Below are 25,239 nucleotides of genomic sequence, written 5' to 3'. Positions count from 1 at the left end.
TTTCCTATCGCCGGCGGAGCACGTATCTCAGCCGCATGATCCGGGTCTTTACCAGTTTGCTATGCGCCCTATTCCTGACGGCCGCTGCTTCGGCGGCGCGGGCGGAATGTGTCATCCTGCTGCATGGGCTGGCGCGCACCGAAGCGTCCTTCGCGGTGATGCAATCCGTGCTGGAAGCCAAGGGATATCGCGTTTTCGCGCCCGGCTATCCTTCGACCACCGCACGCATCCAGACGCTGACCGAGCGCACCTTGCCCAGCGCTATCGCGCAATGCGGGGGGGATCGCGTGCATTTCGTCACCCATTCCATGGGCGGCATCCTGCTGCGCTACTGGCTCAAGGACCACCGTCCCGGCAATCTGGGGCGTGTGGTGATGCTCGCTCCGCCGAACCAGGGCAGCGAGCTTGTGGACGAGCTTGGCGGGCTGGAGCTTTTCGAATGGCTGAACGGGCCTGCCGGTTTGCAACTCGGCACCTCGAAGGAGAGCTTGCCGCGCTCGCTGCCCCCGGTGGATTTCGAACTGGGCGTGATCGCGGGCTCGCAATCGCTCAACCCGTTCTTTTCCAATCTCATTCCCGGCGAGGATGACGGCAAGGTTTCGGTCAAATCGACCTATGTCAAAGGCATGAAAGCGCATCTGACGGTACCGGTGACGCATACATTCATCATGCAATCCCCCACCGTGATCGCCCAGACCGTCGAATTTCTGAAACACGGCAGGTTCGTTCCGGGACTCGACTGGACGAAATCGATCAACACGGACGAGCTTCTCTGCGTCTTCGGTGTTTGCCCTGAGCCATCCGATGCCGAATGATTGCCGCCTGGCGCGGGCGCGCGTATTGCGACCGGAAGGCTGGAGCGACGCGCCGCTCGCGATGGCGGGCGGTGTGCTTTGCGACGATGGCTTCGGACGCGAGATCGATCTGTCGGGATACGATATCCTGCCGGGCATCGTCGATGCGCATGGCGACGGGTTCGAGCGGCATATGGCACCCCGGCGGGGTGCGCTGCGTGAAGCCGAACGCGGCGTTATCGCGGCGGCGGCGGAGCTTGCCGCGAACGGTATCACAACGGCTGTTCTGGCGCAGTTCTACAGCTGGGAAGGCGGGATGCGCGGACCCGATTTCGCCGAGCATGTGTTCGAAAGCGTCTGTTCGGTCAAGGAGAGCCTTCCTGTCGATTTGCGTCTGCAGCTGAGGCTTGAAACGCATCTTCTGGACGATTTCGCCCGTGCGCTGGCGGCGATTGACCGGTTCGGGATCGGGTTTGTCGTCTTCAATGACCATCTGCCGCACCAGCGCCTCTCCGAGGGGCGTAAACCGGCCAGACTCGTCGGGCAGGCGCTCAAGAGCGGACGCAATCCGGAGGCGCATCTGGCCTTGATGCAGGGTTTGCACGACCGCTCCGCGGAGGTGCCTGCGGCGCTCGATGCGCTCTGCACGGAACTCCACGCGCGCGGCGTGGTGATCGGGAGTCACGATGACCGGACGGCTGCGGATCGCGCGATCTGGGATCGGCGGGGCGCACAGGTGAGCGAGTTTCCCGAAACGCGCGAGGCGGCGGAGGCGGCCCGCGCGGCGGGCGCGCATATCGTGCTCGGCGCGCCCAATATCGTGCGCGGGGCAAGCCACGCCGGCAATATCGCCGCTGCCGAATTGGCCCATGCGGGGCTCTGCGACGCCCTGGCGTCGGATTACCATTACCCGTCGCCCCTGCGCGCGGCCTTCCGGCTCGAAGAGCTGGGCATCGCGCCGCTTCCGCAGGCCTGGGGCATGGTGTCGAGCGGTCCGGCGCGGCTCCTGGGGCTCAATGACCGCGGCGCGCTGCGCGAAGGACTGCGCGCCGATATGGTCATTCTCGACCGGGCGTCGGGGCGGGTTGCCGCGACGATCGTGGCGGGCGAGATCGCCTATATGTCCGGCGTGATCGCGCAGCGGTTTTTCGGGTGATCGAGTATTTGGGACGAGAAGAAGATCAGGACCGCTTGATGAAGTTGACGTGGCCCATCTTGCGACCGGGTTTGACTTCGGACTTGCCGTAAAGATGCAATGCGCAATCGGCGGATCGGGCCAGTTCGGGGACGCGGTTCATGTCATCCCCGATGAGGTTTTCCATGGTGACGTCGACATGGCGTTGCCCGTCCCCGAGCGGCCATCCGGCAATGGCACGGATATGCTGTTCGAATTGATCGACAGCGCAGCCGTTCTGCGTCCAGTGTCCCGAATTATGCACGCGCGGCGCGAATTCGTTCACGATGAGCGCATCGGGGGTCACGAAAAGCTCGACCCCGAGAACCCCGACATAGTTGAGCGCATTGGCGATTTTCGCGGCGATCAGGACCGCATCGGTGCGCTGCGCCTGTGACATGCGGGCCGGGACGGTCGTGGTTCTCAAAATGCCGTGCTTGTGCAGGTTCTCTCCCGGATCGAATGCCGCGATGGCGCCATCGGCGCCGCGCGCTGCGATGACGGAAACCTCGTGCGAGAAATCGACGAACCCTTCGAGGATCGCGGGCGCGCCTTCGAGGGCGTCCAGCGCGGCGCTTGCTGCATCGGGGCTGTCGATCCGGGCCTGGCCCTTGCCGTCATAGCCGAAGCGGCGCGTCTTGAGGATCGAGGGCGTGCCGATCTCGGCCAGCGCGGCCTTTAGGCTTCGGGCATCCGTGATATCGGCAAAGGGCGCGGTTCGCAGGCCGAGATCGCGCAGGAATGTCTTTTCGGTCAAGCGATCCTGGCTGGTCCGCAGCGCCTCGCGGCCCGGGTGGATCGGGGCGAATTCCTGCAGGATATCCAGCGCTTCGGTCGGTATGTTCTCGAACTCGTAGGTGATGACGTCCACAGCGTTGCCAAAAGCGCGCAGCGCCGCTTCGTCGTCATAGGACGCGGTCGTGACCTGATGGGCCACATGCCCTGCGGGTGGGGCGGCGCCGGGTTCGAAAATGTGACAGGTAAAGCCGAGCTGGCTGGCCGCGACCGAAAGCATCCGGCCCAGCTGGCCGCCGCCGATGATGCCGATGATCGAACCTTGGGAGAGCGGAGAGGTCATGGGTTATGCGTCTTCGGACGGGATTTCGGGGATCGAGGCGGACAGATCGGCGCGCCATCTGTCGAGCCGGGCGGCGAGATCGGGATCCTGCAGCGCTAGGATGCCGGCTGCCATGAGGGCGGCATTGGCCGCGCCCGGCGCGCCGATCGCCATTGTCGCGACGGGATAGCCCCGCGGCATCTGGAGGATCGAATAGAGGCTGTCCACGCCTGAAAGCGCCTGTGTGCGGATCGGAACGCCGATGACGGGCAGGCGGGTTTTCGAGGCCATCATGCCCGGCAGATGCGCCGCGCCGCCGGCGCCGGCGATGATGACCTGAAGGCCGCGCTCCACGGCGGTGCGGCCGTACTCCCAAAGCCGGTCGGGCGTGCGATGTGCCGAGACGATGCGTGCTTCATAGGACAGGCCCAGATCGTCCAGGATGGCGGCGCCTTCCTTCATGGTTGGCCAGTCCGATTGGCTGCCCATGATGATGCCGATCTTCGGGGTTTGAGTCATCGCGCGCCACCATTGCCGTTGGAGCGCGCACTATACAAGGATCGCAGCCGGGGGCAATCAGGCAATGATATCAGGCAATAGTCGGTCTTCGATCTGCGCGATCCTGTCCTTGAGGATCAGCTTCTTCTTCTTGAGACGCTGCAAGGTCAACTGGTCGGCGGTGCCGGTCTGCTGCATCGCGCGAATCGCGTCATCGAGATCGCGATGCTCACGGCGGAACACTTCCAGTTCGACCCGGAGCACTTCGTCGGTTTTCATCGAAAGGTCAGTGGGGGCGTTCATGCCGTGCAAAGCCTTGGTAATTGCAGGAAATCCAACAATAACCGTTAAGAACGATTCCGCAAAGCCCTTGCTTTGCCGCAGGCGGCTCCCCATATTTCCAGACGAGGCGGCTGCCGATAACGGGGCCGCGGAACACACAGTCGCTTTGAGTGAAGGACGTGTCGATGACGAAATTGACCTTGGGATCCTATCCCCATCTGCTTGGGTTCGAGCAGCTTGAACGCCTGCTGGAACGCACCGCGAAATCCGGCAATGATGGCTACCCTCCGTTCAATATCGAACAGACCTCCGATGCCTCTTACCGCATCACGCTCGCGGTCGCGGGGTTTCGGGAACAAGATCTGTCCATAACCGTTGAGGATAGACAGCTTGTCATCCGTGGTCGCCAGAGTGACGACAGCGACGACCGGATATTCCTGCATCGCGGGATTGCCGCACGGCAGTTCCAGCGCAGCTTCGTCCTCGCCGACGGAGTCGAGGTCGGAGAGGCCGTCATGGAAAACGGGTTGTTGCACGTCGATCTGACGTTGTCTCGTCCAGAGACTGTGGTTCAGACGATCCAGATCAGGAAGGGGTAGACCATGAACACACCATATGACTTCAAGGATGCGGATCAGTCCAACGTTGTCTACGTGCGTCCGGTCGATGTGGCCGAACTGCCCGAGGATGTGCAGGACGAGATCGGCAATCAGAAAGTGATTTACGCCGTGCACCGCGCGGATGGCGAGCGGCTGGCGCTGGTGAAGGATCGAAATCTGGCCTTCATGCTCGCGCGGCAGAATGATCTTGCGCCGGTGACGGTGCACTGATCGCCCGCAAAGCTTGTTCGGAAGGCGCGCCCGTGATGACAGGCGCGCCTTTTTCGTATCAGATGACGCCCAAGGCCCGCATCGCGGCGGCGACGCGGATGAAGCCGCCGATATTGGCACCGGCGACGTAGTTGCCCGGCATGCCGTAATCTTCCGCTGTTTCGGCGCAGCGATCATGGATCTTGTACATGATGCTTTCAAGCCGCGCCTCGGTCTGTTCGAAAGTCCAGCTGTCGCGCGAGGCGTTCTGCTGCATTTCCAGCGCGCTGGTGGCCACACCGCCGGCATTGCTGGCCTTGCCGGGTGCATAGAGCGCGTCGGCTTCGCGGAACACACGCTGTGCATCGGGCGTGCAGGGCATGTTGGCGCCTTCGGCCAATGCGATCATTCCGTTCTTCATCAACGTGCGGGCCGCTTTGCCGTCCAGCTCATTCTGCGTGGCGCAGGGAAGAGCAATGTCGCAAGGCACGTCCCAGATGCTGCCGCCCTTGACGAAGCGGGCCGTGCCGCCCCGCTTGTCGGCATAGGTCGAGATACGGTCGCGGCGGACTTCCTTGATGTCCTTGACAAGATCGAGATCGATGCCGTCATCGTCGACGACATAGCCATCGGAATCCGAGCAGGCCACGACGGTCACGCCCATCTCCCGCAACTTCTCGATCGCGTAGACCGCGACATTGCCCGAGCCGGACACGACCGCGCGGCGGCCTTCTATCGCTTTGCCTGCGGCTTCCATCATCCGCTTGAGGAAGAAGACTGTGCCATAGCCCGTGGCTTCGGTGCGCACGCGGCTGCCGCCCCAACGCAAACCCTTGCCTGTCAGAACGCCGGACTCGTAGCGGTTGGTGATGCGCTTGTATTGGCCGAACATAAAGCCGATCTCGCGCTGGCCGACGCCGATATCGCCGGCCGGAACATCGGTATATTCACCGATATGGCGGTAAAGCTCGGTCATGAAGGATTGACAGAAGCGCATGATCTCGCCTTCGGAGCGCCCGCGTGGGTCGAAATCGGAACCGCCCTTGCCGCCGCCGATGGGAAGGCCGGTGAGCGCGTTCTTGAAGATCTGCTCGAAGCCCAGGAACTTGACGATGCTGATATTGACGCTGGGGTGAAACCGCAGGCCGCCCTTATACGGGCCGAGGGCCGAGTTGAACTCGACGCGAAAGCCGCGGTTCATGCGGACCTTGCCGGTGTCATCGACCCAAGGCACGCGGAAGATGATCTGCCGCTCGGGCTCGCAGATGCGTTCGAGCAGCGAATCCTTCGCGTAATCGGGGTTTCTCGCGATGACGGGGCCGAGGCTTTCCAGAACTTCGCGTGCGGCTTGGTGAAATTCCATTTCGCCGGCATTTCGGCGTTCGATCTCGGCCAGAACAGGCTCTAGCTTTTCGTCCACAGATGGACCTCTCTTGTTATTTTCTGTCAGAAACGCGGCCTTTTAAGATGGGATACCGATGCTCGGCAAGGGTTTGCCGACAGTTGTGCGAAAAGACCGCGCCTTGCTGGGGCGCGCGGTCTTCCTGTGTGTTTGGCGCAGAGCTTACTGTGCGGCGATCAGGCCGAGCGATTCCAGCTTGAGAATGACCTGATGCGCACAATTGTCGACCTCGACATTCTCGGTCTCGACCCGCAGTTCGGGGTTTGGCGGCTCATCATAGGGGTCTGAAATCCCGGTAAATTCCTTGATCTTGCCCTCGCGCGCCAGCTTGTAGAGCCCTTTGCGGTCACGCCGCTCGCACTCTTCGAGCGACGTGGCGACATGCACTTCGATGAACGCCCCGAATTGCTCTATCTCCTCGCGCACGGCACGCCGGGTTGTCGCGTAGGGTGCGATGGGGGCGCATATGGCAATGCCCCCATTCTTTGTGATCTCGGACGCGACATAGCCGATGCGGCGAATGTTCAGATCGCGATGTTCCTTGCTGAACCCAAGCTCGGAACTGAGGTTCTTTCGCACGATATCGCCATCGAGCAGCGTCACCGGGCGCCCGCCCATCTCCATCAGCTTGACCATGAGCGCATTGGCGATCGTCGACTTTCCCGAACCTGACAGGCCGGTGAAGAACACGGTAAATCCCTGCTGCGAGCGTGGCGGTCGGGTCTTGCGCAGTTCCGCGACAACTTCGGGGAAAGAGAACCAATCCGGTATATCGAGACCTTCGGACAGGCGACGCCGCAATTCGGTGCCCGAGATGTTGAGGATCGTCACGTCGTCCTTGTCGGCGATCTCGTCCATCGGCTCGTATTGTGCGCGCTCCTGCACAAAGACCATGTGTTTGAAATCGACCATTTCGATGCCGATCTCGTCCTGATGCTCGCGGAACAGATCCTGCGCATCATACGGCCCGTAGAAATCCTCGCCTGCGCTGTTCTTGCCCGGCCCGGCATGGTCGCGCCCGACGATAAAATGGGTGCAGCCGTGGTTCTTGCGGATCAACCCGTGCCAGACCGCTTCGCGCGGGCCGCCCATGCGCATGGCGAGGTTCAGCAAACTCATCGTAGTGGTGGATTGCGGGTATTTGTCGAGCACCGCCTCATAGCAGCGCACGCGGGTGAAATGATCCACATCGCCGGGCTTGGTCATGCCGACGACCGGGTGAATGAGCAGGTTCGCCTGCGCTTCCTTGGCGGCGCGGAAGGTCAGTTCCTGATGCGCGCGGTGCAGCGGATTCCGCGTCTGGAAAGCCACGACCTTGCGCCAGCCCAGCTTGCGAAAATAGGCGCGCAACTCGTTCGGCGTATCGCGCCGCGCGCGGAAATCGTAGTGCACCGGCTGCTGGATACCCGTTACTGGCCCGCCCAGATAGACCTTGCCGGCGGTGTTGTGCAGGTAGTTCACCGCCGGATGCGCGCTGTCATCGGCTCCGAACACCTTTTCCGCCTCGCGCGCCTTGTCAGGCGTCCAGCGGTCGGTCACCGTCATCGTGCCGAGGATGACGCCTTCCTGGTCGCGCAGGGCGATGTCCTGTCCGATCTCGATGCTGCCGGCAAAGGCTTCCGACACATCCAGCGTGATCGGCATCGGCCATAGCGTGCCATCGGCCAGACGCATGTTCTCGACGACGCTGTCGTAATCCTCTTCGCTCAGGAAGCCCTTGAGAGGGTTGAACCCGCCATTCATCAGCAGTTCGAGATCGCAGATCTGCCGGGGGGTCAGATCGTGGCTGACCAGATCGGCCGCTTCCTGCTTCAGCTTCAGGGCGCTGTCGTAGGAGACGTAGAGTTCGGGGATCGGAGCGAGATTTTGCGGATACATTGGAGCGGCCTTCAATGGCGGGACTGACATGCTTTGGCGAGGTCCTACGCCCTGGGCGTCCAAAATGTCCAGCAAAGCCGCAGACGCCGCGCATAAGAAGACTGACGTTGCGCCATTTGCGTATCTGGAAAGCCACGGGTTTTCAAAAGCGCCGAATGGGCTGAACTTCATCCCGCATCGTCAATAATGTTGATCGAAATCAACGCGATCATCTCATAAATTCTATAAAATGAATATGTATGCTAAACTAATCTTAACAGGAGGCATTATGACCCGTTCCCTCAAATCACCATTACTAGCCGCATCGATCATCGCCATCGGCGGCACCGCGATGGCATCGACGGATTTGCGCGAGGAAGCGAAGGAAATATTTTCCCCGGTGCCTTCGACTGTCCCTGCGGTAAAAGACAACCCGATCACACCCGAAAAGGTGGATCTCGGAAAGGCGTTGTTCTTCGATCCGCGCATGTCCGCGTCGGGCGTGTTCTCCTGTAACTCCTGTCACAACCTTGCCACGGGCGGCGATGACAACATGCCGACATCCATTGGACATGGCTGGCAGAAAGGCCCGCGCAACTCTCCCACCGTGCTGAACTCCGTGTTCAACGACGCCCAATTCTGGGACGGGCGCGCCGCCGATCTTGCCGAACAGGCAAAAGGCCCGGTTCAGGCAGGCGTCGAGATGGCGAACACGCCCGACAATGTGCTGGCGACGCTGAACTCCATGCCGCAATATGTCGAGTGGTTCCGCGAGTCCTTCCCGGAGGAGGAAGACCCCGTCACCTTCGATAATTTCGCCAAGGCGATCGAAGCCTATGAGGCAACCCTCATCACGCCTGCGCCCTTCGATGCGTGGCTGAATGGCGACGACGCGGCCTTGAGCGATCAGGAGAAGCGCGGGCTTGAGCTTTTCGTGGATGCGGGCTGCGCAAGTTGCCACGGTGGTGTGAACCTTGGCGGTGAGGGCTATTATCCGTTCGGGCTTGTGGAAAGGCCCGGCGCAGATGTGCTGCCCGAAGGCGACAAGGGCCGTTTCGTCGTGACGGAAACCGCCGATGACGAATACGTCTTCCGGGCCGCCCCGCTGCGCAATATCGCGCTGACCGCGCCCTATTTCCACTCTGGCGCGGTCTGGGATCTGCGCACGGCGGTTGCGATCATGGCGGAATCGCAGCTCGGTGCGGAGCTGAGCGAAAGCGAGATCGACGACATCACCGCCTTTCTCGGGTCCCTGACCGGAGAGATGCCGGAGGTGATCTATCCGGTGCTGCCGGCTGAAACCGCCGCCACCCCGCAGCCGACGGGCGAAGTCGTTCAGTGATCGAAAACACAGGTCGGGCAAACTTGCCCGACCTTTCTCGTAAGATCAGACGCTTTCCTTGACTTCGGCGCCATAGCCGAGCGGCTCGGACACGTCCTTGCCGGCATCGTCGCCGACTTCCGCCAGGAACCGCTCCGCCTCGAGCGCGGCCATGCAGCCCATCCCGGCGCTGGTCACCGCCTGCCGATACTTGTGATCGGTCAGATCGCCCGCCGCAAACACGCCGGGGATCGAGGTTTCCGTGCTGTCCGGCTTGGTCACGACATAGCCGCCCATATGGGTTTCAAGCTTGTCCTTCACCAGCTCATTGGCCGGCGCGTGACCGATAGCGATGAAAACACCCTTGCAGGGAATATCGGTGATCTCGCCCGTCTTGACGTTCCGGACCTTCACTCCCTCGACGCCCTTGGGCATGTCGGAGCCATAAACCTCATCGAGCTGGTGGAACCAGAGGGGTTCGATCTTCGGGTTCTTGAACAGCCGGTCCTGCAGGATTTTCTCGGCTCGCAACTCGTCGCGCCGATGGATCAGCGTTACCTTCGAGGCGAAATTGGTCAGGAACAGCGCCTCTTCGACAGCGGTATTCCCGCCGCCGATCACGACGATTTCCTGACCGCGATAGAAGAAGCCGTCGCATGTGGCGCAGGCTGAAACGCCGAAGCCCTTGAACGCTTCTTCGGAGGGCAGGCCAAGCCATTTGGCGCGCGCGCCCGTCGCGAGGATCACCGCATCGGCGGTATAGACCGTGCCGCTGTCGGATTGCGCCGTGAACGGGCGCTTGTCGAGATCGAGCGATGTGATGATATCGCTGACGATCTCGCAACCGACCGAGCGGGCATGGGCTTCCATCCGCACCATCAGATCCGGCCCCTGGACCTCGGTATCGCCGGGCCAGTTCTCGACCTCGGTCGTGGTCGTAAGCTGTCCGCCCGGCTCCATCCCCTGGACGAGGATCGGCTCCAGCATGGCGCGGCTGGCATAGACACCAGCGGTATAGCCAGCGGGGCCGGACCCGATGATCAGGACCTTGGTGTGACGTGTGTTGGACATGGCGCAGCCTCGCAGCATATTCGAATTGAAAGTGGTTCCCGATGCATATATGCGCGGCATCTCTGCATAGCAAACGCTTGCTGCGGCTTCCGATTCACGCGGTTTTCCTTCGCAAATATTAACAATATTGCGCATTGTTGAAACTTTATTGCGTGTGTTGGAGCGGGTGCTATAAGAATGGCAAATCAGCAAGGATGCTTCGGAATGGCGTCACATCGACTGGATCCAATCGACCGTAAAATTCTCGCAGAGCTTCAGGCAGATGGTCGCATGACCAATGTCGAGCTCGCGCGCCGCGTCGGAATTTCCGCGCCCCCCTGTCTGCGCCGCGTACGCACGCTTGAGGAGCAGGGCTTCATCCGGGGCTATCACGCGGAGGTCGATGCGCGCTCGCTGGGTTTCGAGGTGCAGGTTTTCGTCATGGTCGGTCTGCAGAGCCAGGCCGAAGCTGATCTGCGCGCTTTCGAGGAGCTTTGCAACGGCTGGCCGCTCGTTCGCGAATGTCACATGCTGAACGGCGAGGTGGATTTCATCCTGAAATGCGTGGCGCCCGATCTCAGCACCTTCCAGAGTTTCCTGACCGGGGAACTTCTGACATCCGCGAATGTCGAGAGCGTGAAGACCTCGCTCGTGATCCGCAATGCCAAGGTCGAACCGGGCGTGCCGTTCGACATCCTGGAAAATCGGCTGTCGGATCCCGCCTAAGTTAGTCTGAGCGCGTCGATCGCTTCGCGCGAGGAGCGCGGGAAGGCCAGGTCCCCGAACCCATCGAGATCGCTCAGATGCGGGAACATCTCCTGCAGCAGCATGCGGTGCGCCGAGCCGAGGTCAGACTCGCGGAGGCGGCCGGGGTGATAGCTTTCAAGCTCATGCCCATTCGCCCGCAGAATTCCGTGCCGGCGCAACGCGATATGATACAGTTGTACCGCGCCGGGCGGCGTGACACGCAAGATGCGATCCCCATCGACGTAGTCGCCCGCCGGCGCCAAAACAGCGGCGCAGTTGAGAATTTCGGTGAACCTGTCCTGCCGAACTACCAGTCGTGCGGCGGGGCCGAGAACGAGATCCCCGCGCTCCAGACCTTCGGCCGGCAGGCGGAGCAGATGCGTCAGGCTGGTCGCCTCAGCCGCGAAATGAGGGAGGTAGGACGTGCTGCCTTTCCACACGATCGGCTCCGGCCCGCGATGCGTTTCGACAAGATCGCCGGGCCGCAGATCCTCTATCGCGACCGGCCCCATCACGGTGGAGATCAGCGTGCCCCGCGCAAAGGCGCTCGCGCAGGCTTCGAAAACGGGGCTCGCAGGGACGTTGACGGTCAGATCAAGAACCGAATGATCGTCCAGAAGTGCGGCAGCCTCGATGGTGCGCGTGAGAGCTACGTCGCGTCGAGGCTGCCCGTCGAACGTGGCAATGCGGTCCTTCGAGACCGCGTAGGCGTTGAAATCGTCCTTGGACGGGAACGGTGAGGGTTGAACCATGTGATCACCTTTCGGCTGGTCACATCCGCGTTGGCCCCCACCAACAACACCAGAAGGACGATGCAGACTGAATACCTATTGAATGCAGGGTATTCGCGCGATTCGTCAAAACGAAACGAAAATTGGCCGCGAGGGGCGGCCAATCGGAATAAAGCACAGTCACTGTTCACGCGTTTTCGATAAGCGTGCCACATTTGCACGATTTTACGCGCGCTTGCGCTCGGGCGTTTGGGCCTTGTTCCGGGCGAACATCGCCTTGCGCGCGGCGCCGCGTTGGAAGGGCAGGGCCGGGATGTCTTCCTTGGATGCGGCGACGACGGATGCGATGAATTTGGACTTGCGCGACATTGGACTGCTCCGAAGATTGGTTGTTGCTCTGTTAAACTTAATCAACCGTTTCAATGGGGCGGGTTTGTGACCATACGTGGACAATACAGGTGTAATCCTGTGATTGATTTTGGGCAGTGCGCTAGATCCGGATCGCGGCGATCAGCCGCCCGTAATCCGCCTCGCGCGCATGGGTCGCGCGGCGGTAGGAATAGAACCGGGTGCTATCCGAATAGGTACAGTGCCGAGTCCACTCGGCCTTAATCCCGGCGGATCGCAGCCTGTGGAGCCCGAAGCCCGGCAGGTCGAAGTGGTATCGCCCTTCGTTTCCAGTGACGAAAAAGCGGGCATATTGCGGGTCTTCGGCGAGGAACGTTTCAAGGAACTCCTCACCGACCTCATAGGCGCGCTGGCTGATGCTCGGTCCGATGACGGCGGCAATACCCTCGCGTCGCGCGCCCATGGCAATCATCGCATCGACCGTCGCTTCCAGCACACCATCGAGCGCGCCGCGCCAGCCGGCATGTGCGGCCCCGATCACCTGCGCCTCGGTATCGGCGAAAAGGACGGGTTGGCAATCGGCGGTCAGCACGCCAAGCGCGATGCCGGGCGTATGCGTCACCATCGCGTCGGCTTTCGGGCGCGGCTCATCGAGCGGGCCGGTGACGTCCCGCACAGCGGCCGAATGAACCTGATGGACCGAGACAAGGCGTTCAATCGGCACCTCCATCGCGTCCGCCACGCGAGAACGGTTGATGGACACGATCTCGCGCTGGTCGGAGGAGCCGGTTCCGCAGTTCAGCCCCGCGAACACGCCGGATGATGCGCCCCCTCTCCGGGTGAAAAACCCGTGGCGCATCGGGGCAAGGCTGTCGGAGGTGATGATCTCCAATGTCATGTCTCGAATCCAGGTGGCGGTGGGGCGTCGGCTGCATGGACGGCCAATACCTTGAACAGGGAACCCATTTCTTCGGGGTGGGTCAACCGCCGATGCGCCGCGATGTGACTGTCCAGTGACGACCCTTCAAGCGTACGGGCGAGCGTCTGCGCCCGCGCCGTGATGCCCAGATTCTCCAGAAACGCTCCCTGGGTCTGCAGCTTGGACACGGCGCAGCCGGCATGTTGTGCCGCAGTGGCGAGCGCCTCGAAGTCGACATGCGCTGTCAGATCGGCGCAACCCGGCGCGGCGAGGGGATCGACAGGACGATGCGCTTGCACCGCCTGGAACGTATCGCCGCGCGAACGCCAATCGCCGTAATCGATCACCAGCGCCGCGCCGCCATGCGCCGCGATCCGGCTGGCGAGCGTGTCCATGACAACGCCGCCCTGCGCACAGGTTTCGACCATCGCGCCGATTTCGGTATCCTCAAGCCGGTGATCGAGCGACGCGATTGGCGCGGCATCGCTTAACCCCATCTGCAATCCGCCATCTGCTCCAAGCCCGATCATCACTTCACGCCAGCCCGCCTTGTCGCGTTGGAACTGCCGAATGGGGAGCGCGTCGAAGAATTCGTTGGACACCGCGAAGAGCGGCAGGTTTTCCGGCAGGCGATCCGGCGTGTCGTGCCATTGCGGATCGACGCCGCGCAGCGCTCGGGCCTGGATCTCGCGCATCCTCGGCGATGCTTCGACCAGATGAAGGCGCATCGCGGCGTGAAACCCCGGCACCTGCCGCGTCGCGCGCAGCATATCGGCCATAAGCGTGCCGCGCCCCGGTCCGAGCTCGGCAAGCGCAAATACGGGTGGCGCGCCCTGATCGAGCCAGCTTTGCGCAAGGCACAGACCGACAAGCTCTCCGAACATCTGGCTAATTTCCGGCGCGGTGGTGAAATCGCCCTGCACGCCCAGGGGCTCGCGCGTCGTGTAATAGCCGTGTTCGGGGTGCAGCAGACAGGCCGTCATGTATTGCGCCACCGTCATCGGGCCGGTTGTCTTGATCTGCGCACGCAGGATATCGGCGAGAGCGGTCATTGGCGCCGTGCCGTGATCCAGAGATAGGCGCCGAGCGCGATCATCGGCAGCGACAGGATCTGCCCCATCGTCAGGCCGTAGCCGTCCATATGCCATGCCAGACCGAGCGGATTGCCCGGCTCGATGAATTGCGCGTCGGGCTGGCGCACGAATTCGACCAGAAAGCGCGCAGTTCCATAGCCCGCGATGAATATCCCGGCGACGCGCCCCGGTGCCTTGAGCGCTCCGCGCCGGAAGGCAAGCCACAGCAGAACCGCACCGAGCAGCGCGCCTTCGAGCAGCGCTTCGTAGAGTTGCGAGGGATGCCGGGCGCATACCATTCCACTCGCCTGACCGCAGTCCTGCGCTGCCTCGCCGGGAAAGATCACGCCCCAGGGAAGATCGGTCGGCCGGCCCCAAAGCTCTGCATTGATGAAATTCGCGATCCGCCCCAGGAACAGTCCCGGAGGCGTAGCAAGTGCCATCATGTCGAGGGCGGGTCGCAGCGGGATACTGGCGCGTGCGCAGTAGATCACGCCGGCAACGATCACGCCGATCAGCCCGCCATGAAAGGACATGCCGCCCTGCCAGATGGCAAGGATCTGCCCTGGATTGGCGAAATAGTATTCCGGTTGATAGAAAAGAACGAAGCCGAGCCGCCCGCCAAGGATGATGCCCAGAATGACCCAGGTGAGCAACTCCTCGACCTGTTCGGGCCGCATCGGCGGTTTTTCATCGCGCCACAGACCGTTGCGCCGGACCGCAGCGACGGCAATGCGCCAGCCGATCAGGATGCCCGCGATATAGGCAAGCGCATACCAGCGCAGCGCGAATTCGATCCCGAAGAGCGAGATCGAGAACAGCTCCGGTGATATGTCGGGGAAGGGAAGGCCGGTGTTCATGCGCGCTACCTGTCCTTCGTTTCGCGGTGAAGTCAACCTTGTGCGCCGACGTTCCGGCACCCATATAGGGGCGTAACTGTAACGGGAGAATTCAATGCAGACCCGCAACAAGGTTTTCGAAGATATCTCGCAGCTGATGACGAATGCGATGGGTGTGGCTCAAGGCGCGAAAGAAGAAGCCGAGACAGCCATGAAATCGATGCTCGACCGGTGGCTCGCCGACCGCGATTTCGTGACGCGCGAGGAATTCGACGCGGTGCGCGCGTTGGCGCAAAAGGCGCGCGAGGAAAACGAGGCGCTAAAAGCGCGGCTCGACAAGCTCGAGGATGGTGGCAAGGGCTGACGGCTGGCCGGTATTTTCGCTATCGCCATTCTCGGGGTTGACGCGAAGCTCTCTGGATATTGAGGTCGCTTGGTCAAGCGCTGCGATGACGCGGGGGTGATCCTTCGTTGTCTTCGTGTCTGACGCGAGGATCTTCCGACAGAAACGCTCACTCAACGAAAAGCGCGACAAACGCCATAAGCTGTGCTACCATTCGCGCTCGCCACATTTTGTGGACTTCTCCACAACTTATTGTGTTTGTCCCCCAGTTTACGCTTTACGCAGAGGCTCTGTGAAGGCACCCTATCTGGTATGGGGCCAATGAAACAACGCAGCCCCTAGAGCAGGCACCGAGCGCTTGGGGCATTCTCGCTCCACAGCTACAGGCACAAGGAGGCGGCGTCATGGCCCTATCCGAACATTATCTCGAAGACGATATTCATCCCATCGATATCGTCGAACATATCGCGGCGCATCACGATTGGGAATTCGACCGGATCGGTGACGACCAGATCGCGATGGCGGTCGAAGGGCAGTGGCGCACCTATTCGATCACGTTGGCATGGTCACAGGCAGATGAAACACTTCGGCTGATCTGCACCTTCGACATGGATCCGCCCGCCGACAAATTGCCGGCGCTCCATGAATGTCTGAACGCGGTCAACGACCAATGCTGGGCCGGGGCGTTCACCTATTGGGCGGAGGCCAAGCTGATGGTCTATCGCTACGGGCTTGTCCTCGCCGGCGGCAATGTTGCCAGCGCCGATCAGATCGACACGATGATCGCTTGCGCCGTCACCGGGGCGGAACGGTATTATCCGGCGTTCCAGCTTGTCGTCTGGGGCAACCGCACCGCGAAAGAAGCGCTTCAGGTCGCCATTGCAGAGGCTTACGGCCACGCGTAACACTTGCCCCTGACTTGAAGGAGGGGGCAAGATGAAGAATTCCGAGATCGCGCGCCGCGGGCTGGTGCTCCTTGGATGCGGCAAGATGGGGTCGGCCATGCTCGAAGGCTGGCTTGCCGGAGGATTGCCATCAGGTTCCGTCTGGATCAGCGATCCGAACCCGTCGGATTGGGTGCAGGCGCAGGGCGTTAAGGTGAACGTCGATCTGCCGAGTAATCCGGCCATTGTCCTCGTCGCCGTCAAACCGCAAGTCATGCACGACGCGCTGCCGTCCCTGTCGAAGCTGGGGAATGGCAATACGCTGTTTCTGTCAGTTGCCGCCGGGATCACGCTTTCATGGTTCGAAGATATGCTCGGTGAGCAGACTCCGATTATCCGGTCCATCCCGAACACACCGGCAGCGATCAAGCAGGGCATCACTGCGATCATCGGCAATGCGCATGTAACCGAGCCGCAGATGCGGGAGGCCGAAACGCTGCTCTCGGCGATCGGCGAGACCGTGAGGCTCGAAACCGAGGACCAGATGGACGCGGTGACGGGGCTGAGCGGTTCCGGGCCGGCCTATGTCTTTCACATGATCGAATGTCTGGCCAAGGCCGGCGAGGCGCAGGGTTTGCCGTCCGAGCTTTCCATGACACTCGCCAAGGCGACGGTTGCAGGAGCCGGCGCGCTGGCGATGCAGTCGGCCGAGCCGCCGAGCCAATTGCGAAAGAACGTGACCAGCCCCAACGGCACCACGCAAGCGGGGCTGGAAGTGCTGATGAACGAGGAAACTGGTTTGCCGCCTCTCATGGCGCGCACTGTCGATGCCGCTGCAAGGCGGTCGAAGGAGCTTGCCAATGGATGAGATCACGTTCGACGATTTCATGAAGGTCGATATCCGCGTCGGCACGGTCACACGCGCCGAGACCTTTCCGGAAGCGCGCAAGCCAGCGCTGAAACTTTGGGTCGATTACGGCGGGGAGATCGGGATACGCAAATCTTCCGCCCAGATTACTGTTCACTACGATCCGGATACGCTGATCGGGCGCAAGGTCTTGGGGGTTGTCAACTTCCCGCCGCGCCAGATCGGGCCGTTCATGTCAGAGGCGCTTGTGCTCGGCTTTCCCGATGCCAATGGCGATATCGTCCTCGCCGTGCCGGATCATCCCACGCCGAACGGAGCGCGCCTATGCTGAAACTGCTGATCACCCGCCCCTTGCCCGACCGCGTCATCGCCAAGGCACGCGAGCATTTCGATCTGACCCTGCGTGAGGAAACGCGCCCGCTGTCGCGCGATGAGCTCATTGCCAGCCTGCAAAGTTACGATATCGTCCTGCCCACGCTTGGAGATGCCTACAGCGCCGAAATCTTCGCCGCCGTTCCCGAACCGCGCGCCAAGGTGCTCGCCAATTTCGGCGTTGGATACAATCATATCGACGTGAAGGCCGCCAATGCCGCCGGGATCGCCGTCAGCAACACGCCGGGTGCCGTGACCGATGCGACCGCCGATACCGCGCTGACGCTCATGCTGATGACCTGCCGCCGGGCGGGCGAAGGCGAGCGCATGGTGCGTGCCGGAGCATGGAAAGGCTGGCATCCGACACAACTTCTTGGTCTGCATATGTCAGGCAAGACACTCGGCATCGTGGGCATGGGCCGGATCGGTCAGGCCATCGCGCGCCGCGCGCATTTCGGCTTCGGTATGACGATCAAGTATTTCAACCGCTCGAAGAAGGACGTGGATCTGCCGGCCGAACAGGTGGACGGTCTGAGCGCGCTTGCCGGACAGGTCGATATCCTCGTCGTCGCTGTCCCCGGCGGCGCGGAGACGCATCACCTGATCGATGCCGATGTGCTGCGCGCAATGAAGCCGCATGCGATCCTCGTCAATATCGCGCGGGGCGATGTGGTCAGCCAGTCCGCACTCATCGACGCGCTTGGGTCCGGGCAGATCGCCGGGGCGGGGCTCGATGTCTACGAGTTCGAACCGCAAGTTCCACAGGCGCTGATCGACATGGAAAACGTCACGCTGTTGCCGCATCTCGGAACCGCTGCGCTGGAGGTGCGCGAAGATATGGGGTTCATGGCGCTCGACAACGCGATCTCGGCCGCTGAAGGGCGGGGCTTGCCCAATCAGGTTTGACGGTCATCGGTGTTCCGGTCTTTCTGCGTTTCCCTCGGCAGTGGGCCGGTTTCCGTCAGATCGCTATGGGGCGACCATTCCGGGCTGCGTTCCTTGATCCGGCGCGCCACGATCAACGCGCTCGGCCAAGCCATCAGCCAGCCGACAATCGCGACCGCAACGAGAACCCAACCGTGATAGCCAAGGGAATACGCTGCAACGACCAGCGCGCCGGAAATCAGCGCACCGCTTAGAAGGGTAAGAATGACCGACAATCGGTTCATGGTGGCGTCCTTTCCCTGATTTAACGTCGAGGCAGCTTGGCCGGTTCCGATTTGCCGGCCGGGGCGCCCTTGACGCGGGCGGGTGCATCGCCTTTTGTCGGACGACCGATGACACATCCGAGGAGCCGCAGAATGATCCAGCCCGCCATCACCGGAAGCGGAGTCTTCACACCGGAAGAGGTCATCACCAATGCGGAACTGGTGCGTGCGTTCAATGCCTATGCCGACAAGGTGAATGCCCGAAACGCGGATGCCATCGCGGCCGGAGAGGCGCAGCCGATCGCTCACTCCAGCGAAGATTTCATCGTCAATGCATCAGGGATCGAGCAGCGGCATGTGATCGACAAATCTGGAATCCTCGATCCGGATCGCATGTATCCCGACATTGCTCCGCGCCCCGACGATGCGCCGTCCTTGATGGCGGAAATGGCGCAGAAGGCGATCGTGCAGGCGCTCGATCAGGCAGACCGCGAGGCGAGCGAAATCGATCTGGTGATCTGCGCGGCGTCCAATCTCGAACGGGCCTACCCCGCTGTCGCGGTGGAGATACAGGATTTGCTGGGGGCGGGCGGCTTTGCGTTCGACATGAATGTCGCCTGTTCCTCGGCGACCTTCGGCATACAGGCGGCCGCCGACATGATCCGCGCGGGCTCTGCCCGCTGCGCCGTCGTGGTGAGCCCCGAGATCTGCTCGGCGCATCTCGAATGGCGCGACCGCGATTGTCATTTCATCTTCGGCGATGTGGCCACCGCCGTGATCGTCGAGCCCGCTGAAGAGGCGACAGCGGAGCACTTCATCATCCAAAGCACGCGCTGCGAGACGAAGTTCTCCAACAATATCCGCAACAATAACGGCTTCCTGCGCCGCGCGCATGACCAGATGGAGGATCGGCGCGACATGCAGTTCATGCAGAACGGTCGCAAGGTCTTTAAGGAGGTGCTGCCGATGGTGTCCGCACATATCCTCGATCATCTGGAGGCGGAAGGCTGGCAGCCGGACGATTTAAGGCGGCTCTGGTTGCACCAGGCGAACAAGACGATGAACGACTTCATCGGCAAGAAGGTGTTGGGCCGCACGCCCGGCGCGGGCGAGCAGCCCAACATCCTTCAGGACTACGCCAACACATCCTCCGCCGGATCGATCATCGCCTTTTCGCTCCACTCCGGCGATCTGAAACCCGGCGCCAAGGGTGTGATCTGTTCCTTCGGCGCGGGCTATTCCGTCGGCTCGGTTCTGGTCGAGCGAGCATAAAAAAGAGGGCCGTAAAGGCCCTCTTTTCCGTGACTATCCAGTTGGATCAATCCCAGAAGCCCTCATCGACTTCAGGAAGTTCCTCAAGCTGCTCTTCGCTGAGCGGCGTGACGAACGCATATGTCTTGTCGTCAACCGGCACGAGGCTGACATCCTCGACTGCGATCATGACATGCTTGTCGGCAATATCGAGAAAGCCGCCGACTTCACCCACGATGCCGATCATCTGTCCGTCGCGCGACAGGATGATGTCCTCGATCTCGCCGATCTCGTTCCAGTTGGTGCCGACAGCGTCATATCGCATGTCCGGGTCCCAGCCTTCGTCATCGGCTTCGTTCATCGTGTAGATATTGCCGCCGGTGATGTCGCGCGTGCGGATCAGATCGCCGCGCATTTCGGACATCGCCATGCTTCTTTCGCCGATTTCCATCGCCATCGTGTCCTGGGCCCACGCTCCGGTGCTGGCAACGGTGAGGGCGAGTGCGCTAGCAAACAACTTGGTCATTTCTGTCTCCTTCGTTGGTCTTGTATACCCTCACAACGAAGATCCTGACGCGCTGTTCCCGAGAGGTGCAAATTTCTACTCGGCGCGGGTGGCTTGCCTCCAATGCCGCCGGCACAGGCTGACATAGGTTTCATTGCCGCCGATCTGCACCTGCGCGCCTTCGGTCAGCACGCGGCCCTCATCGTCCTGCCGCACCACCATCGTCGCCTTTCGCCCGCAATGGCAGATCGTGCGCACCTCGCGCAGGCTGTCGGCGAGCGCGAGCAGTGTGGCCGAGCCGGGAAAGAGCTGCCCTTGGAAGTCGACGCGCAGCCCGTAGGCCATGACCGGAACGCCCAGATCATCGGCCACGCGCGCGAGTTGCCACACTTGCGCCGGGGTCAGGAACTGGGCCTCATCGATGAAAATGCAGGCCAGTGGCTCTTGCTCCAAGTGGGTGGCGATACGCGCAAAAAGGTCGTCGGAGGGCGAAAACACATCCGCATCGCGTGCAAATCCGATGCGCGAGCCGATGCGGCCGGTCCCTGAACGGTTGTCGAAGGCCGCAGTCATCCGGTAGACGGACATGCCGCGTTCCTCGTAATTATGCGCGGCCTGCAGAAGCAGGGTCGATTTGCCCGCGTTCATGGTGGAATAATGGAAATAAAGCTTGGCCATGCCGCCATGTGCCGCAAGGCGGAAAGGCTCGCAAGCCCGCAGCGACGGAACTTGCGAAATTCATTCCGCGTCGTTTCTGGCGGTTGCGCGGGAAGGGAAGAGCGGCGTGAAGCGCTTTGAAGGGGTGATTTCCGATCGCGGCTCGAAATACGCGGTCAGCGGCGGACCGGCCCGCGACCGGGCTGAGGTGCAGGCGTTTCTGAAGGATCTGAAGCGCGTGAAGAAATACGCCAAGGCGACGCACAACACCTGGGCGGTGGTCTTCTCCGAGGGCGGTCCGGTCAAGAATGACGATGGCGAAGGCGGCGCAGGCCAGTTGATCCTTCAGATGCTGGAACGCGCGGGTCTCTGCGATCATGTCGTCGTGGTGACGCGGTGGTATGGCGGCAAGCACCTGGGCGGCGACCGGTTCCGCCACGTTCAGGATTGCGTCAGGCACTACCTAGAGCACCGGTAGGTCTTTCCGTTACGGAAAGACCACGATGCTCTGGCGCATCGTGGTTCTAGAGCCTGCCCCAGAGATCGTATTCACCGGCCTCGTCCACCTCGACCGTGACGATCTCCCCGACATTCAGCGCGTCGGTGCCCTCGTCGATAAAGAGGTTGCCGTCGATTTCCGGCGCGTCGGCTTTCGTACGGCAGGTGGCGATCCCGTCTTCGTCGATCTCGTCCACGATCACTTCGAGCCGCTGACCGAGCTTCGCGGCCAGCTTCGCCTCGGAAATCGCTTGCGCCGTTTCCATGAAGCGGTTCCAGCGATCCTGTTTGACCTCATCAGGCACATGACCCGGAAGCGCGGCGGATCGCGCACCGGCGACGTTTTCGTATTGGAAGCACCCGACCCGGTCGAGCTGCGCTTCCTCCAGCCAATCGAGAAGCGTCTGGAACTCTTCTTCGGTTTCGCCCGGATAGCCGACGATGAAGGTGGAGCGCAGCGTGATGTCCGGGCAAATTTCGCGCCAGGCGGCGATCTCGTCCAGCGTGCGGGCCGAAGCGGCGGGGCGCGCCATGCGGCGGAGCGTGTCCGGGTGCGCGTGCTGAAACGGAATGTCGAGATACGGCAGGATCAGCCCATCGGCCATGAGCGGCACCAGATCGCGCACATGAGGATAGGGGTAGACGTAATGCATCCGCACCCAAGCGCCGAGCCTGCCCAGATCGCGGGCGAGCGGCAGGATGGGAAACTTGTCCTCCCGGTCCTTCCAATCCGTGCCATAGGCCGAGGTGTCCTGAGAGATGACCAGAAGCTCCTTCACCCCGCTCTCGACCAGCTTTTCCGCCTCGCGCAGCACGGCACGGGACGGGCGCGAGGTGAGCTTGCCGCGCATGTCGGGGATGATGCAGAACTTGCAAGCGTGATTGCAGCCTTCGGAGATCTTCAGATAGCTGTAATGCCGGGGTGTCAGGCTGACGCCGGAGGCGGGAAGCAGATCGACGAACGGGTCGGGCGAGGGCGGGACCGCCTTATGCACCGCGTCCAGCACCTGTTCGTATTGGTGCGGGCCGGTCACGGCAAGAACCTTTGGATGCGCGCCTGTGATGTAGTCCGGCTCGGCTCCAAGGCAGCCGGTGACGATCACCTTGCCGTTTTCATTCAGCGCCTCGCCGATCGCGTCGAGGCTTTCGGCCTTGGCGGAATCCAGAAAGCCGCAGGTGTTCACGATCACCGCATCGGCGCCCGAATAGTCGGGGCTGATCCCGTATCCTTCGGCGCGCAGCCGCGTCAGGATACGTTCGGAATCGACAAGCGCTTTCGGGCAGCCGAGCGAGACCATGCCGATAAGCGGCTGACCGGAACGGGGCGTTTCCGCGATGCGGGCCATGGGGGCCAGATCGGGGCGCAGGGAAGGCGGGTTTTGAGACATGGGCGGCGTATAAGGCCCGCCGGGGCGATGGGGAAGAGCGAAACGCGTTTGTGAAGGTCAGGTGGGCCTGGGGATCGGCGGATCGCGCCCGAGACCCCCGAAACCGAACCGCGACCCTAGCGCCGACGATCCCGGCGCGAGCTCATGGGTTGGAACGCGACGCCGACATGCGCCTCGCAATAGGGTTTGCCCTGCTGCACCGGCAGGCCGCAGAACCAGAAATTCGGCGTTGCCGGATCGCCGACGGGCCATTTGCAGGTGCGCTCCGTCAGTTCCATCAGCGATAGTTTCTTGGCCTTCTTCTCGACCGCGTTGACCTTGGCCAGCGCTTCCGGGCTGATCTCGTTGGCCGAAGGCTGTGGCGGCAGTGGTTGGCCGGCCGGGATGATCTGCTTGCGCGGGGAAGCTTGAGGCGTGGCCGATTGCGTTTCCATCACCGTTTCGGGCGCCGCCGGTTTGGCCGGGGCAGCCTTCGGCGCGGGCTTGGCCTTGGCTTCGGGCTTTGCCGGCTTCGGTTCGGGCTTGGCCGGGGTCGGACCGGCCGCGCCGGCGCGATTGGACAGGCCGAGCCGGTGCACCTTGCCGATCACGGCATTGCGCGTCACACCGCCCAGTTCCTTGGCGATCTGGCTGGCAGACTGCCCCTCGCCCCACATCTTCTTGAGCAGTTCAACACGTTCATCGGTCCAGGACATCCGCGCCCTCCATCAAAAAGAGCGGCCCGTTTGCGTTGGCCGCCCATACGATCTAAGTCGATCCTTATTCTAATCATGCGCGGCGAAGTTACAACCCGCGCAGAGGTGCAAAGAGGCTTGGTGATGCAGGGCAGCGGGCAACAGGTAACGCAGGAACGCCGCTTCGGGCGGATCAACTGGATGGGGCTCTACACGCTGGCGGAGCGCGAGATCCTCCGCTTCATCAAGGTGTGGACGCAGACGCTTCTGGCACCGCTGGTGACGGCCGGGCTGTTCGTGGTGATCTTCACCATCGCCATCGGCCCGCGCCGGGGCGATGTGATGGGCGTGGATTTCACCACCTTCATCGGGCCGGGTATACTGATGATGACGGTGATCCAGAACGCCTTTGCCAATACGTCTTCTTCCATCGTCGTGTCGAAAGTGCAGGGCAATATCGTCGATACGCTGATGCCGCCGCTGTCGGCCGGCGAGCTGGTGCTTGGCTATCTGGCCGGCGGCATCGCGCGCGGACTCATCGTGGCTCTGGCTATCGCCGCGGCTCTCTGGCTCTTTGTCGGGATCGTGCCGCAGCATCCGTTCGTTGCGCTGTTCTTCGTCATCATCGGCGCGGCTCTGCTTTCGGCCATCGGAATGGTCGCCGGGATCTATGCCGAGAAGTTCGATCAAATGGCCGCGATCACCAATTTCATCGTCACGCCGCTCGCCTTCCTGTCCGGCACGTTCTATTCCGTCGATGCGCTGCCGCCGGTGCTCAACCAGATCACGCATCTCAACCCGATCTTCTATCTGATCGACGGGGCGCGCTGGGGGCTTCTCGATGTCTCCGACAGCAGCCCTGTTCTGGGCGCGGCGGTGTCCGTCGTCACGACCGTCGCGGTGTGCCTCGTCGCGTGGTGGCTCTTCCGCAAAGGCTATCGGCTCAAGGCGTAAGCGCTCAGCCCCGCCGCTCGGGCACGATCTGCTGCACGATGCCCACGAGGATGAGATAGACCGACGTGGCCACCAGCCCCCAATGCGCCCAGCTTTCGGGGTGGAAATCGACCCACGCGGCCCAACCGGCGAAAAACGTCCAGCCCAGGGCGATCGGCAGGGACAGCGCGCGCCAACGCTCCGTGCGCACGGGATGGATGAACTTGAGCGGCAGGAACATGGCCACCGCGAGAAGCGCGACCAGAACCAGCGAGACCCAGAAATTCGGCTCTATCGCGAAGAGGACGAGCACCAGCATGTTCCACGCGCCCGGAAATCCGTTGAAGGAATTGTCCGCCGTCTTCATCCGGCTGTCCGCGAAATAGAGCGCGGATGCGAAAGTGATGACGATGATCGCGAACCATCCGGTCCAGCCGGGCAGGAGCCCCGACTGAAAGAGCGCGAAGGCCGGGATGAACACATAGGTCAGATAGTCGATGATCAGATCGAGCAATTCGCCGTCGAACCGCGGCGCGTTCGTCTTGACGTTGTATTTTCGCGCCAAAGGGCCGTCGATCCCGTCTACGGCGAAGGCCACGACCAGCCACAGGAACATGATCGACCATTCCTCCTGCGCGGCGGCGAGCAGGGCGAGCATGGCGAACACGGCGCCAGTGGCGGTGAAAAGATGAACGAGCAGGGCGCGGGTGTGTAAAGTCATTCGGTCGTTTTGACCGAAATGCCGCGGCCGTGCAATGCACCTGCGGCGGTTTCGGGGCCACGATGCGTCGACGCATCGCGCGTTTCCGACCTTCGG

31 protein-coding genes are annotated in these 25,239 nt (G+C 62.0%); 14 read left to right on the top strand and 17 right to left on the bottom strand.

What is annotated here, in order from left to right:
* Nucleotides 1-35 precede the first annotated feature (35 nt).
* Entirely contained in the window at nucleotides 36-815 is a 780-nt protein-coding gene (locus M3465_RS03095; protein ID WP_249500855.1) for an esterase/lipase family protein, read from the top strand.
* Complete coding sequence (locus M3465_RS03090) at nucleotides 805-1,950, top strand: alpha-D-ribose 1-methylphosphonate 5-triphosphate diphosphatase (protein ID WP_249500229.1); 1,146 nt, start codon at nucleotides 805-807, stop codon at nucleotides 1,948-1,950. Before M3465_RS03095 ends, M3465_RS03090 begins: the two co-directional genes overlap by 11 nt.
* Nucleotides 1,951-1,975: 25 nt before the next feature.
* Here the strand turns inward: M3465_RS03090 and M3465_RS03085 are convergent, their stop codons facing one another.
* Genes M3465_RS03085 through M3465_RS03075 form a run of 3 tightly spaced genes read right to left on the bottom strand, consistent with a single transcriptional unit; the run spans nucleotide 1,976 to nucleotide 3,826 of the window.
* The gene (locus M3465_RS03085; RefSeq protein WP_249500228.1) at nucleotides 1,976-3,046 is read right to left on the bottom strand and encodes a 5-(carboxyamino)imidazole ribonucleotide synthase; all 1,071 of its coding nucleotides are present in this window, start codon (nucleotides 3,044-3,046) and stop codon (nucleotides 1,976-1,978) included.
* A 3-nt stretch (nucleotides 3,047-3,049) separates the two neighbouring features.
* Complete coding sequence (gene purE, locus M3465_RS03080; RefSeq protein WP_249500227.1) at nucleotides 3,050-3,544, bottom strand: 5-(carboxyamino)imidazole ribonucleotide mutase; 495 nt, start codon at nucleotides 3,542-3,544, stop codon at nucleotides 3,050-3,052.
* A 57-nt stretch (nucleotides 3,545-3,601) separates the two neighbouring features.
* The gene (locus M3465_RS03075; RefSeq protein WP_249500226.1) at nucleotides 3,602-3,826 is read right to left on the bottom strand and encodes a YdcH family protein; all 225 of its coding nucleotides are present in this window, start codon (nucleotides 3,824-3,826) and stop codon (nucleotides 3,602-3,604) included.
* A 164-nt stretch (nucleotides 3,827-3,990) separates the two neighbouring features.
* Here M3465_RS03075 and M3465_RS03070 point away from each other — a divergent pair, with 164 nt between their 5' ends.
* Nucleotides 3,991-4,404: an Hsp20 family protein gene (locus tag M3465_RS03070; protein WP_249500225.1), complete on the top strand. Its 414-nt coding sequence runs from the start codon at nucleotides 3,991-3,993 to the stop codon at nucleotides 4,402-4,404.
* A 3-nt stretch (nucleotides 4,405-4,407) separates the two neighbouring features.
* Entirely contained in the window at nucleotides 4,408-4,635 is a 228-nt protein-coding gene (locus M3465_RS03065) for a DUF1150 family protein (RefSeq protein ID WP_249500224.1), read from the top strand.
* Between the two features lie 58 nt (nucleotides 4,636-4,693).
* On the opposite strand, the gene gdhA is transcribed toward M3465_RS03065, so the two are convergent.
* Both gdhA and M3465_RS03055 read right to left on the bottom strand, forming a co-directional pair.
* Nucleotides 4,694-6,034: an NADP-specific glutamate dehydrogenase gene (gene gdhA / locus M3465_RS03060; RefSeq protein ID WP_349305019.1), complete on the bottom strand. Its 1,341-nt coding sequence runs from the start codon at nucleotides 6,032-6,034 to the stop codon at nucleotides 4,694-4,696.
* A gap of 144 nt (nucleotides 6,035-6,178) precedes the next feature.
* Complete coding sequence (locus tag M3465_RS03055) at nucleotides 6,179-7,894, bottom strand: bifunctional sulfate adenylyltransferase/adenylylsulfate kinase (RefSeq protein ID WP_249500223.1); 1,716 nt, start codon at nucleotides 7,892-7,894, stop codon at nucleotides 6,179-6,181.
* Between the two features lie 268 nt (nucleotides 7,895-8,162).
* On the opposite strand from M3465_RS03055, the gene M3465_RS03050 reads away from it, so the two are divergent.
* The gene (locus M3465_RS03050) at nucleotides 8,163-9,215 is read left to right on the top strand and encodes a cytochrome-c peroxidase (RefSeq protein ID WP_249500222.1); all 1,053 of its coding nucleotides are present in this window, start codon (nucleotides 8,163-8,165) and stop codon (nucleotides 9,213-9,215) included.
* A 45-nt stretch (nucleotides 9,216-9,260) separates the two neighbouring features.
* Here the strand turns inward: M3465_RS03050 and trxB are convergent, their stop codons facing one another.
* Nucleotides 9,261-10,265, bottom strand: coding sequence for a thioredoxin-disulfide reductase (gene trxB / locus M3465_RS03045; RefSeq protein ID WP_249500221.1), 1,005 nt, complete (start codon nucleotides 10,263-10,265; stop codon nucleotides 9,261-9,263).
* A gap of 204 nt (nucleotides 10,266-10,469) precedes the next feature.
* On the opposite strand from trxB, the gene M3465_RS03040 reads away from it, so the two are divergent.
* Nucleotides 10,470-10,970: an Lrp/AsnC family transcriptional regulator gene (locus M3465_RS03040; protein WP_249500220.1), complete on the top strand. Its 501-nt coding sequence runs from the start codon at nucleotides 10,470-10,472 to the stop codon at nucleotides 10,968-10,970.
* On the opposite strand, the gene M3465_RS03035 is transcribed toward M3465_RS03040, so the two are convergent.
* From M3465_RS03035 to lgt, 5 genes are all read right to left on the bottom strand, one after another.
* On the bottom strand, nucleotides 10,967-11,743 hold the full coding sequence (locus M3465_RS03035) for a Hint domain-containing protein (RefSeq protein WP_249500219.1): 777 nt from the start codon (nucleotides 11,741-11,743) through the stop codon (nucleotides 10,967-10,969). The genes M3465_RS03040 and M3465_RS03035 overlap by 4 nt on opposite strands.
* A gap of 204 nt (nucleotides 11,744-11,947) precedes the next feature.
* On the bottom strand, nucleotides 11,948-12,091 hold the full coding sequence (locus M3465_RS03030) for a hypothetical protein (protein WP_249500218.1): 144 nt from the start codon (nucleotides 12,089-12,091) through the stop codon (nucleotides 11,948-11,950).
* A gap of 121 nt (nucleotides 12,092-12,212) precedes the next feature.
* Nucleotides 12,213-12,968 carry a peptidoglycan editing factor PgeF gene (gene pgeF, locus M3465_RS03025; protein WP_249500217.1) on the bottom strand — a complete coding sequence of 252 codons (756 nt, stop codon included), beginning with the start codon at nucleotides 12,966-12,968 and terminating at the stop codon, nucleotides 12,213-12,215.
* Complete coding sequence (locus tag M3465_RS03020) at nucleotides 12,965-14,041, bottom strand: class I SAM-dependent methyltransferase (RefSeq protein ID WP_249500216.1); 1,077 nt, start codon at nucleotides 14,039-14,041, stop codon at nucleotides 12,965-12,967. Before M3465_RS03020 ends, pgeF begins: the two co-directional genes overlap by 4 nt.
* Nucleotides 14,038-14,922 (bottom strand): prolipoprotein diacylglyceryl transferase, encoded by an 885-nt coding sequence (gene lgt, locus M3465_RS03015; RefSeq protein WP_249500215.1) that lies wholly within the window; start codon nucleotides 14,920-14,922, stop codon nucleotides 14,038-14,040. Before lgt ends, M3465_RS03020 begins: the two co-directional genes overlap by 4 nt.
* Before the next feature lie 94 nt (nucleotides 14,923-15,016).
* Between lgt and M3465_RS03010 the strand changes: the two genes are divergently transcribed.
* The 5 genes from M3465_RS03010 (at nucleotide 15,017) to M3465_RS02990 (ending at nucleotide 18,274) form a co-directional block, all read left to right on the top strand.
* On the top strand, nucleotides 15,017-15,265 hold the full coding sequence (locus M3465_RS03010) for an accessory factor UbiK family protein (RefSeq protein WP_249500214.1): 249 nt from the start codon (nucleotides 15,017-15,019) through the stop codon (nucleotides 15,263-15,265).
* A gap of 383 nt (nucleotides 15,266-15,648) precedes the next feature.
* The gene (locus M3465_RS03005) at nucleotides 15,649-16,149 is read left to right on the top strand and encodes a type III secretion system chaperone family protein (RefSeq protein ID WP_249500213.1); all 501 of its coding nucleotides are present in this window, start codon (nucleotides 15,649-15,651) and stop codon (nucleotides 16,147-16,149) included.
* Nucleotides 16,150-16,180: 31 nt separating this feature from the next.
* Nucleotides 16,181-16,996: a pyrroline-5-carboxylate reductase gene (proC, locus tag M3465_RS03000; protein WP_249500212.1), complete on the top strand. Its 816-nt coding sequence runs from the start codon at nucleotides 16,181-16,183 to the stop codon at nucleotides 16,994-16,996.
* A complete protein-coding gene (locus M3465_RS02995; RefSeq protein ID WP_249500211.1) occupies nucleotides 16,989-17,327 on the top strand; it encodes a tRNA-binding protein in 339 nt (112 codons plus the stop codon). Before proC ends, M3465_RS02995 begins: the two co-directional genes overlap by 8 nt.
* Nucleotides 17,324-18,274, top strand: a complete 951-nt coding sequence (locus M3465_RS02990; protein ID WP_249500853.1) for a 2-hydroxyacid dehydrogenase — start codon at nucleotides 17,324-17,326, stop codon at nucleotides 18,272-18,274. The genes M3465_RS02995 and M3465_RS02990 overlap by 4 nt, the downstream gene beginning before the upstream one ends.
* Here M3465_RS02990 and M3465_RS02985 read toward each other — a convergent pair.
* Nucleotides 18,265-18,537: a hypothetical protein gene (locus M3465_RS02985; protein WP_249500210.1), complete on the bottom strand. Its 273-nt coding sequence runs from the start codon at nucleotides 18,535-18,537 to the stop codon at nucleotides 18,265-18,267. The two genes, M3465_RS02990 and M3465_RS02985, sit on opposite strands and share 10 nt — an antisense overlap.
* Nucleotides 18,538-18,669: 132 nt before the next feature.
* Here M3465_RS02985 and M3465_RS02980 point away from each other — a divergent pair, with 132 nt between their 5' ends.
* Nucleotides 18,670-19,788, top strand: coding sequence for a beta-ketoacyl-ACP synthase III (locus M3465_RS02980; RefSeq protein WP_249500209.1), 1,119 nt, complete (start codon nucleotides 18,670-18,672; stop codon nucleotides 19,786-19,788).
* Nucleotides 19,789-19,834: 46 nt separating this feature from the next.
* On the opposite strand, the gene M3465_RS02975 is transcribed toward M3465_RS02980, so the two are convergent.
* Together M3465_RS02975 and M3465_RS02970 are read right to left on the bottom strand one after the other, a co-directional pair.
* Nucleotides 19,835-20,293 (bottom strand): PRC-barrel domain-containing protein, encoded by a 459-nt coding sequence (locus M3465_RS02975; RefSeq protein WP_249500208.1) that lies wholly within the window; start codon nucleotides 20,291-20,293, stop codon nucleotides 19,835-19,837.
* A gap of 75 nt (nucleotides 20,294-20,368) precedes the next feature.
* Complete coding sequence (locus tag M3465_RS02970; RefSeq protein WP_249500207.1) at nucleotides 20,369-20,950, bottom strand: thymidine kinase; 582 nt, start codon at nucleotides 20,948-20,950, stop codon at nucleotides 20,369-20,371.
* A 106-nt stretch (nucleotides 20,951-21,056) separates the two neighbouring features.
* Here M3465_RS02970 and M3465_RS02965 point away from each other — a divergent pair, with 106 nt between their 5' ends.
* Complete coding sequence (locus tag M3465_RS02965) at nucleotides 21,057-21,407, top strand: YigZ family protein (protein ID WP_249500206.1); 351 nt, start codon at nucleotides 21,057-21,059, stop codon at nucleotides 21,405-21,407.
* Nucleotides 21,408-21,453: 46 nt separating this feature from the next.
* On the opposite strand, the gene rimO is transcribed toward M3465_RS02965, so the two are convergent.
* Both rimO and M3465_RS02955 read right to left on the bottom strand, forming a co-directional pair.
* Nucleotides 21,454-22,815, bottom strand: a complete 1,362-nt coding sequence (gene rimO / locus M3465_RS02960; protein ID WP_249500205.1) for a 30S ribosomal protein S12 methylthiotransferase RimO — start codon at nucleotides 22,813-22,815, stop codon at nucleotides 21,454-21,456.
* Nucleotides 22,816-22,931: 116 nt separating this feature from the next.
* Nucleotides 22,932-23,510, bottom strand: a complete 579-nt coding sequence (locus tag M3465_RS02955; protein WP_249500204.1) for a GcrA family cell cycle regulator — start codon at nucleotides 23,508-23,510, stop codon at nucleotides 22,932-22,934.
* Between the two features lie 123 nt (nucleotides 23,511-23,633).
* On the opposite strand from M3465_RS02955, the gene M3465_RS02950 reads away from it, so the two are divergent.
* Nucleotides 23,634-24,443 carry an ABC transporter permease gene (locus M3465_RS02950; protein ID WP_249500203.1) on the top strand — a complete coding sequence of 270 codons (810 nt, stop codon included), beginning with the start codon at nucleotides 23,634-23,636 and terminating at the stop codon, nucleotides 24,441-24,443.
* A 4-nt stretch (nucleotides 24,444-24,447) separates the two neighbouring features.
* Here M3465_RS02950 and M3465_RS02945 read toward each other — a convergent pair whose 3' ends face one another.
* Entirely contained in the window at nucleotides 24,448-25,143 is a 696-nt protein-coding gene (locus M3465_RS02945; protein ID WP_249500202.1) for a CDP-alcohol phosphatidyltransferase family protein, read from the bottom strand.
* Between the last annotated feature and the right edge of the window lie 96 nt (nucleotides 25,144-25,239).

It is taken from the genome of Marivita sp. GX14005, from assembly GCF_023370775.1.
Taxonomy (GTDB): domain Bacteria; phylum Pseudomonadota; class Alphaproteobacteria; order Rhodobacterales; family Rhodobacteraceae; genus Marivita.
This window is presented reverse-complemented; position numbering and strand designations above follow the sequence as displayed.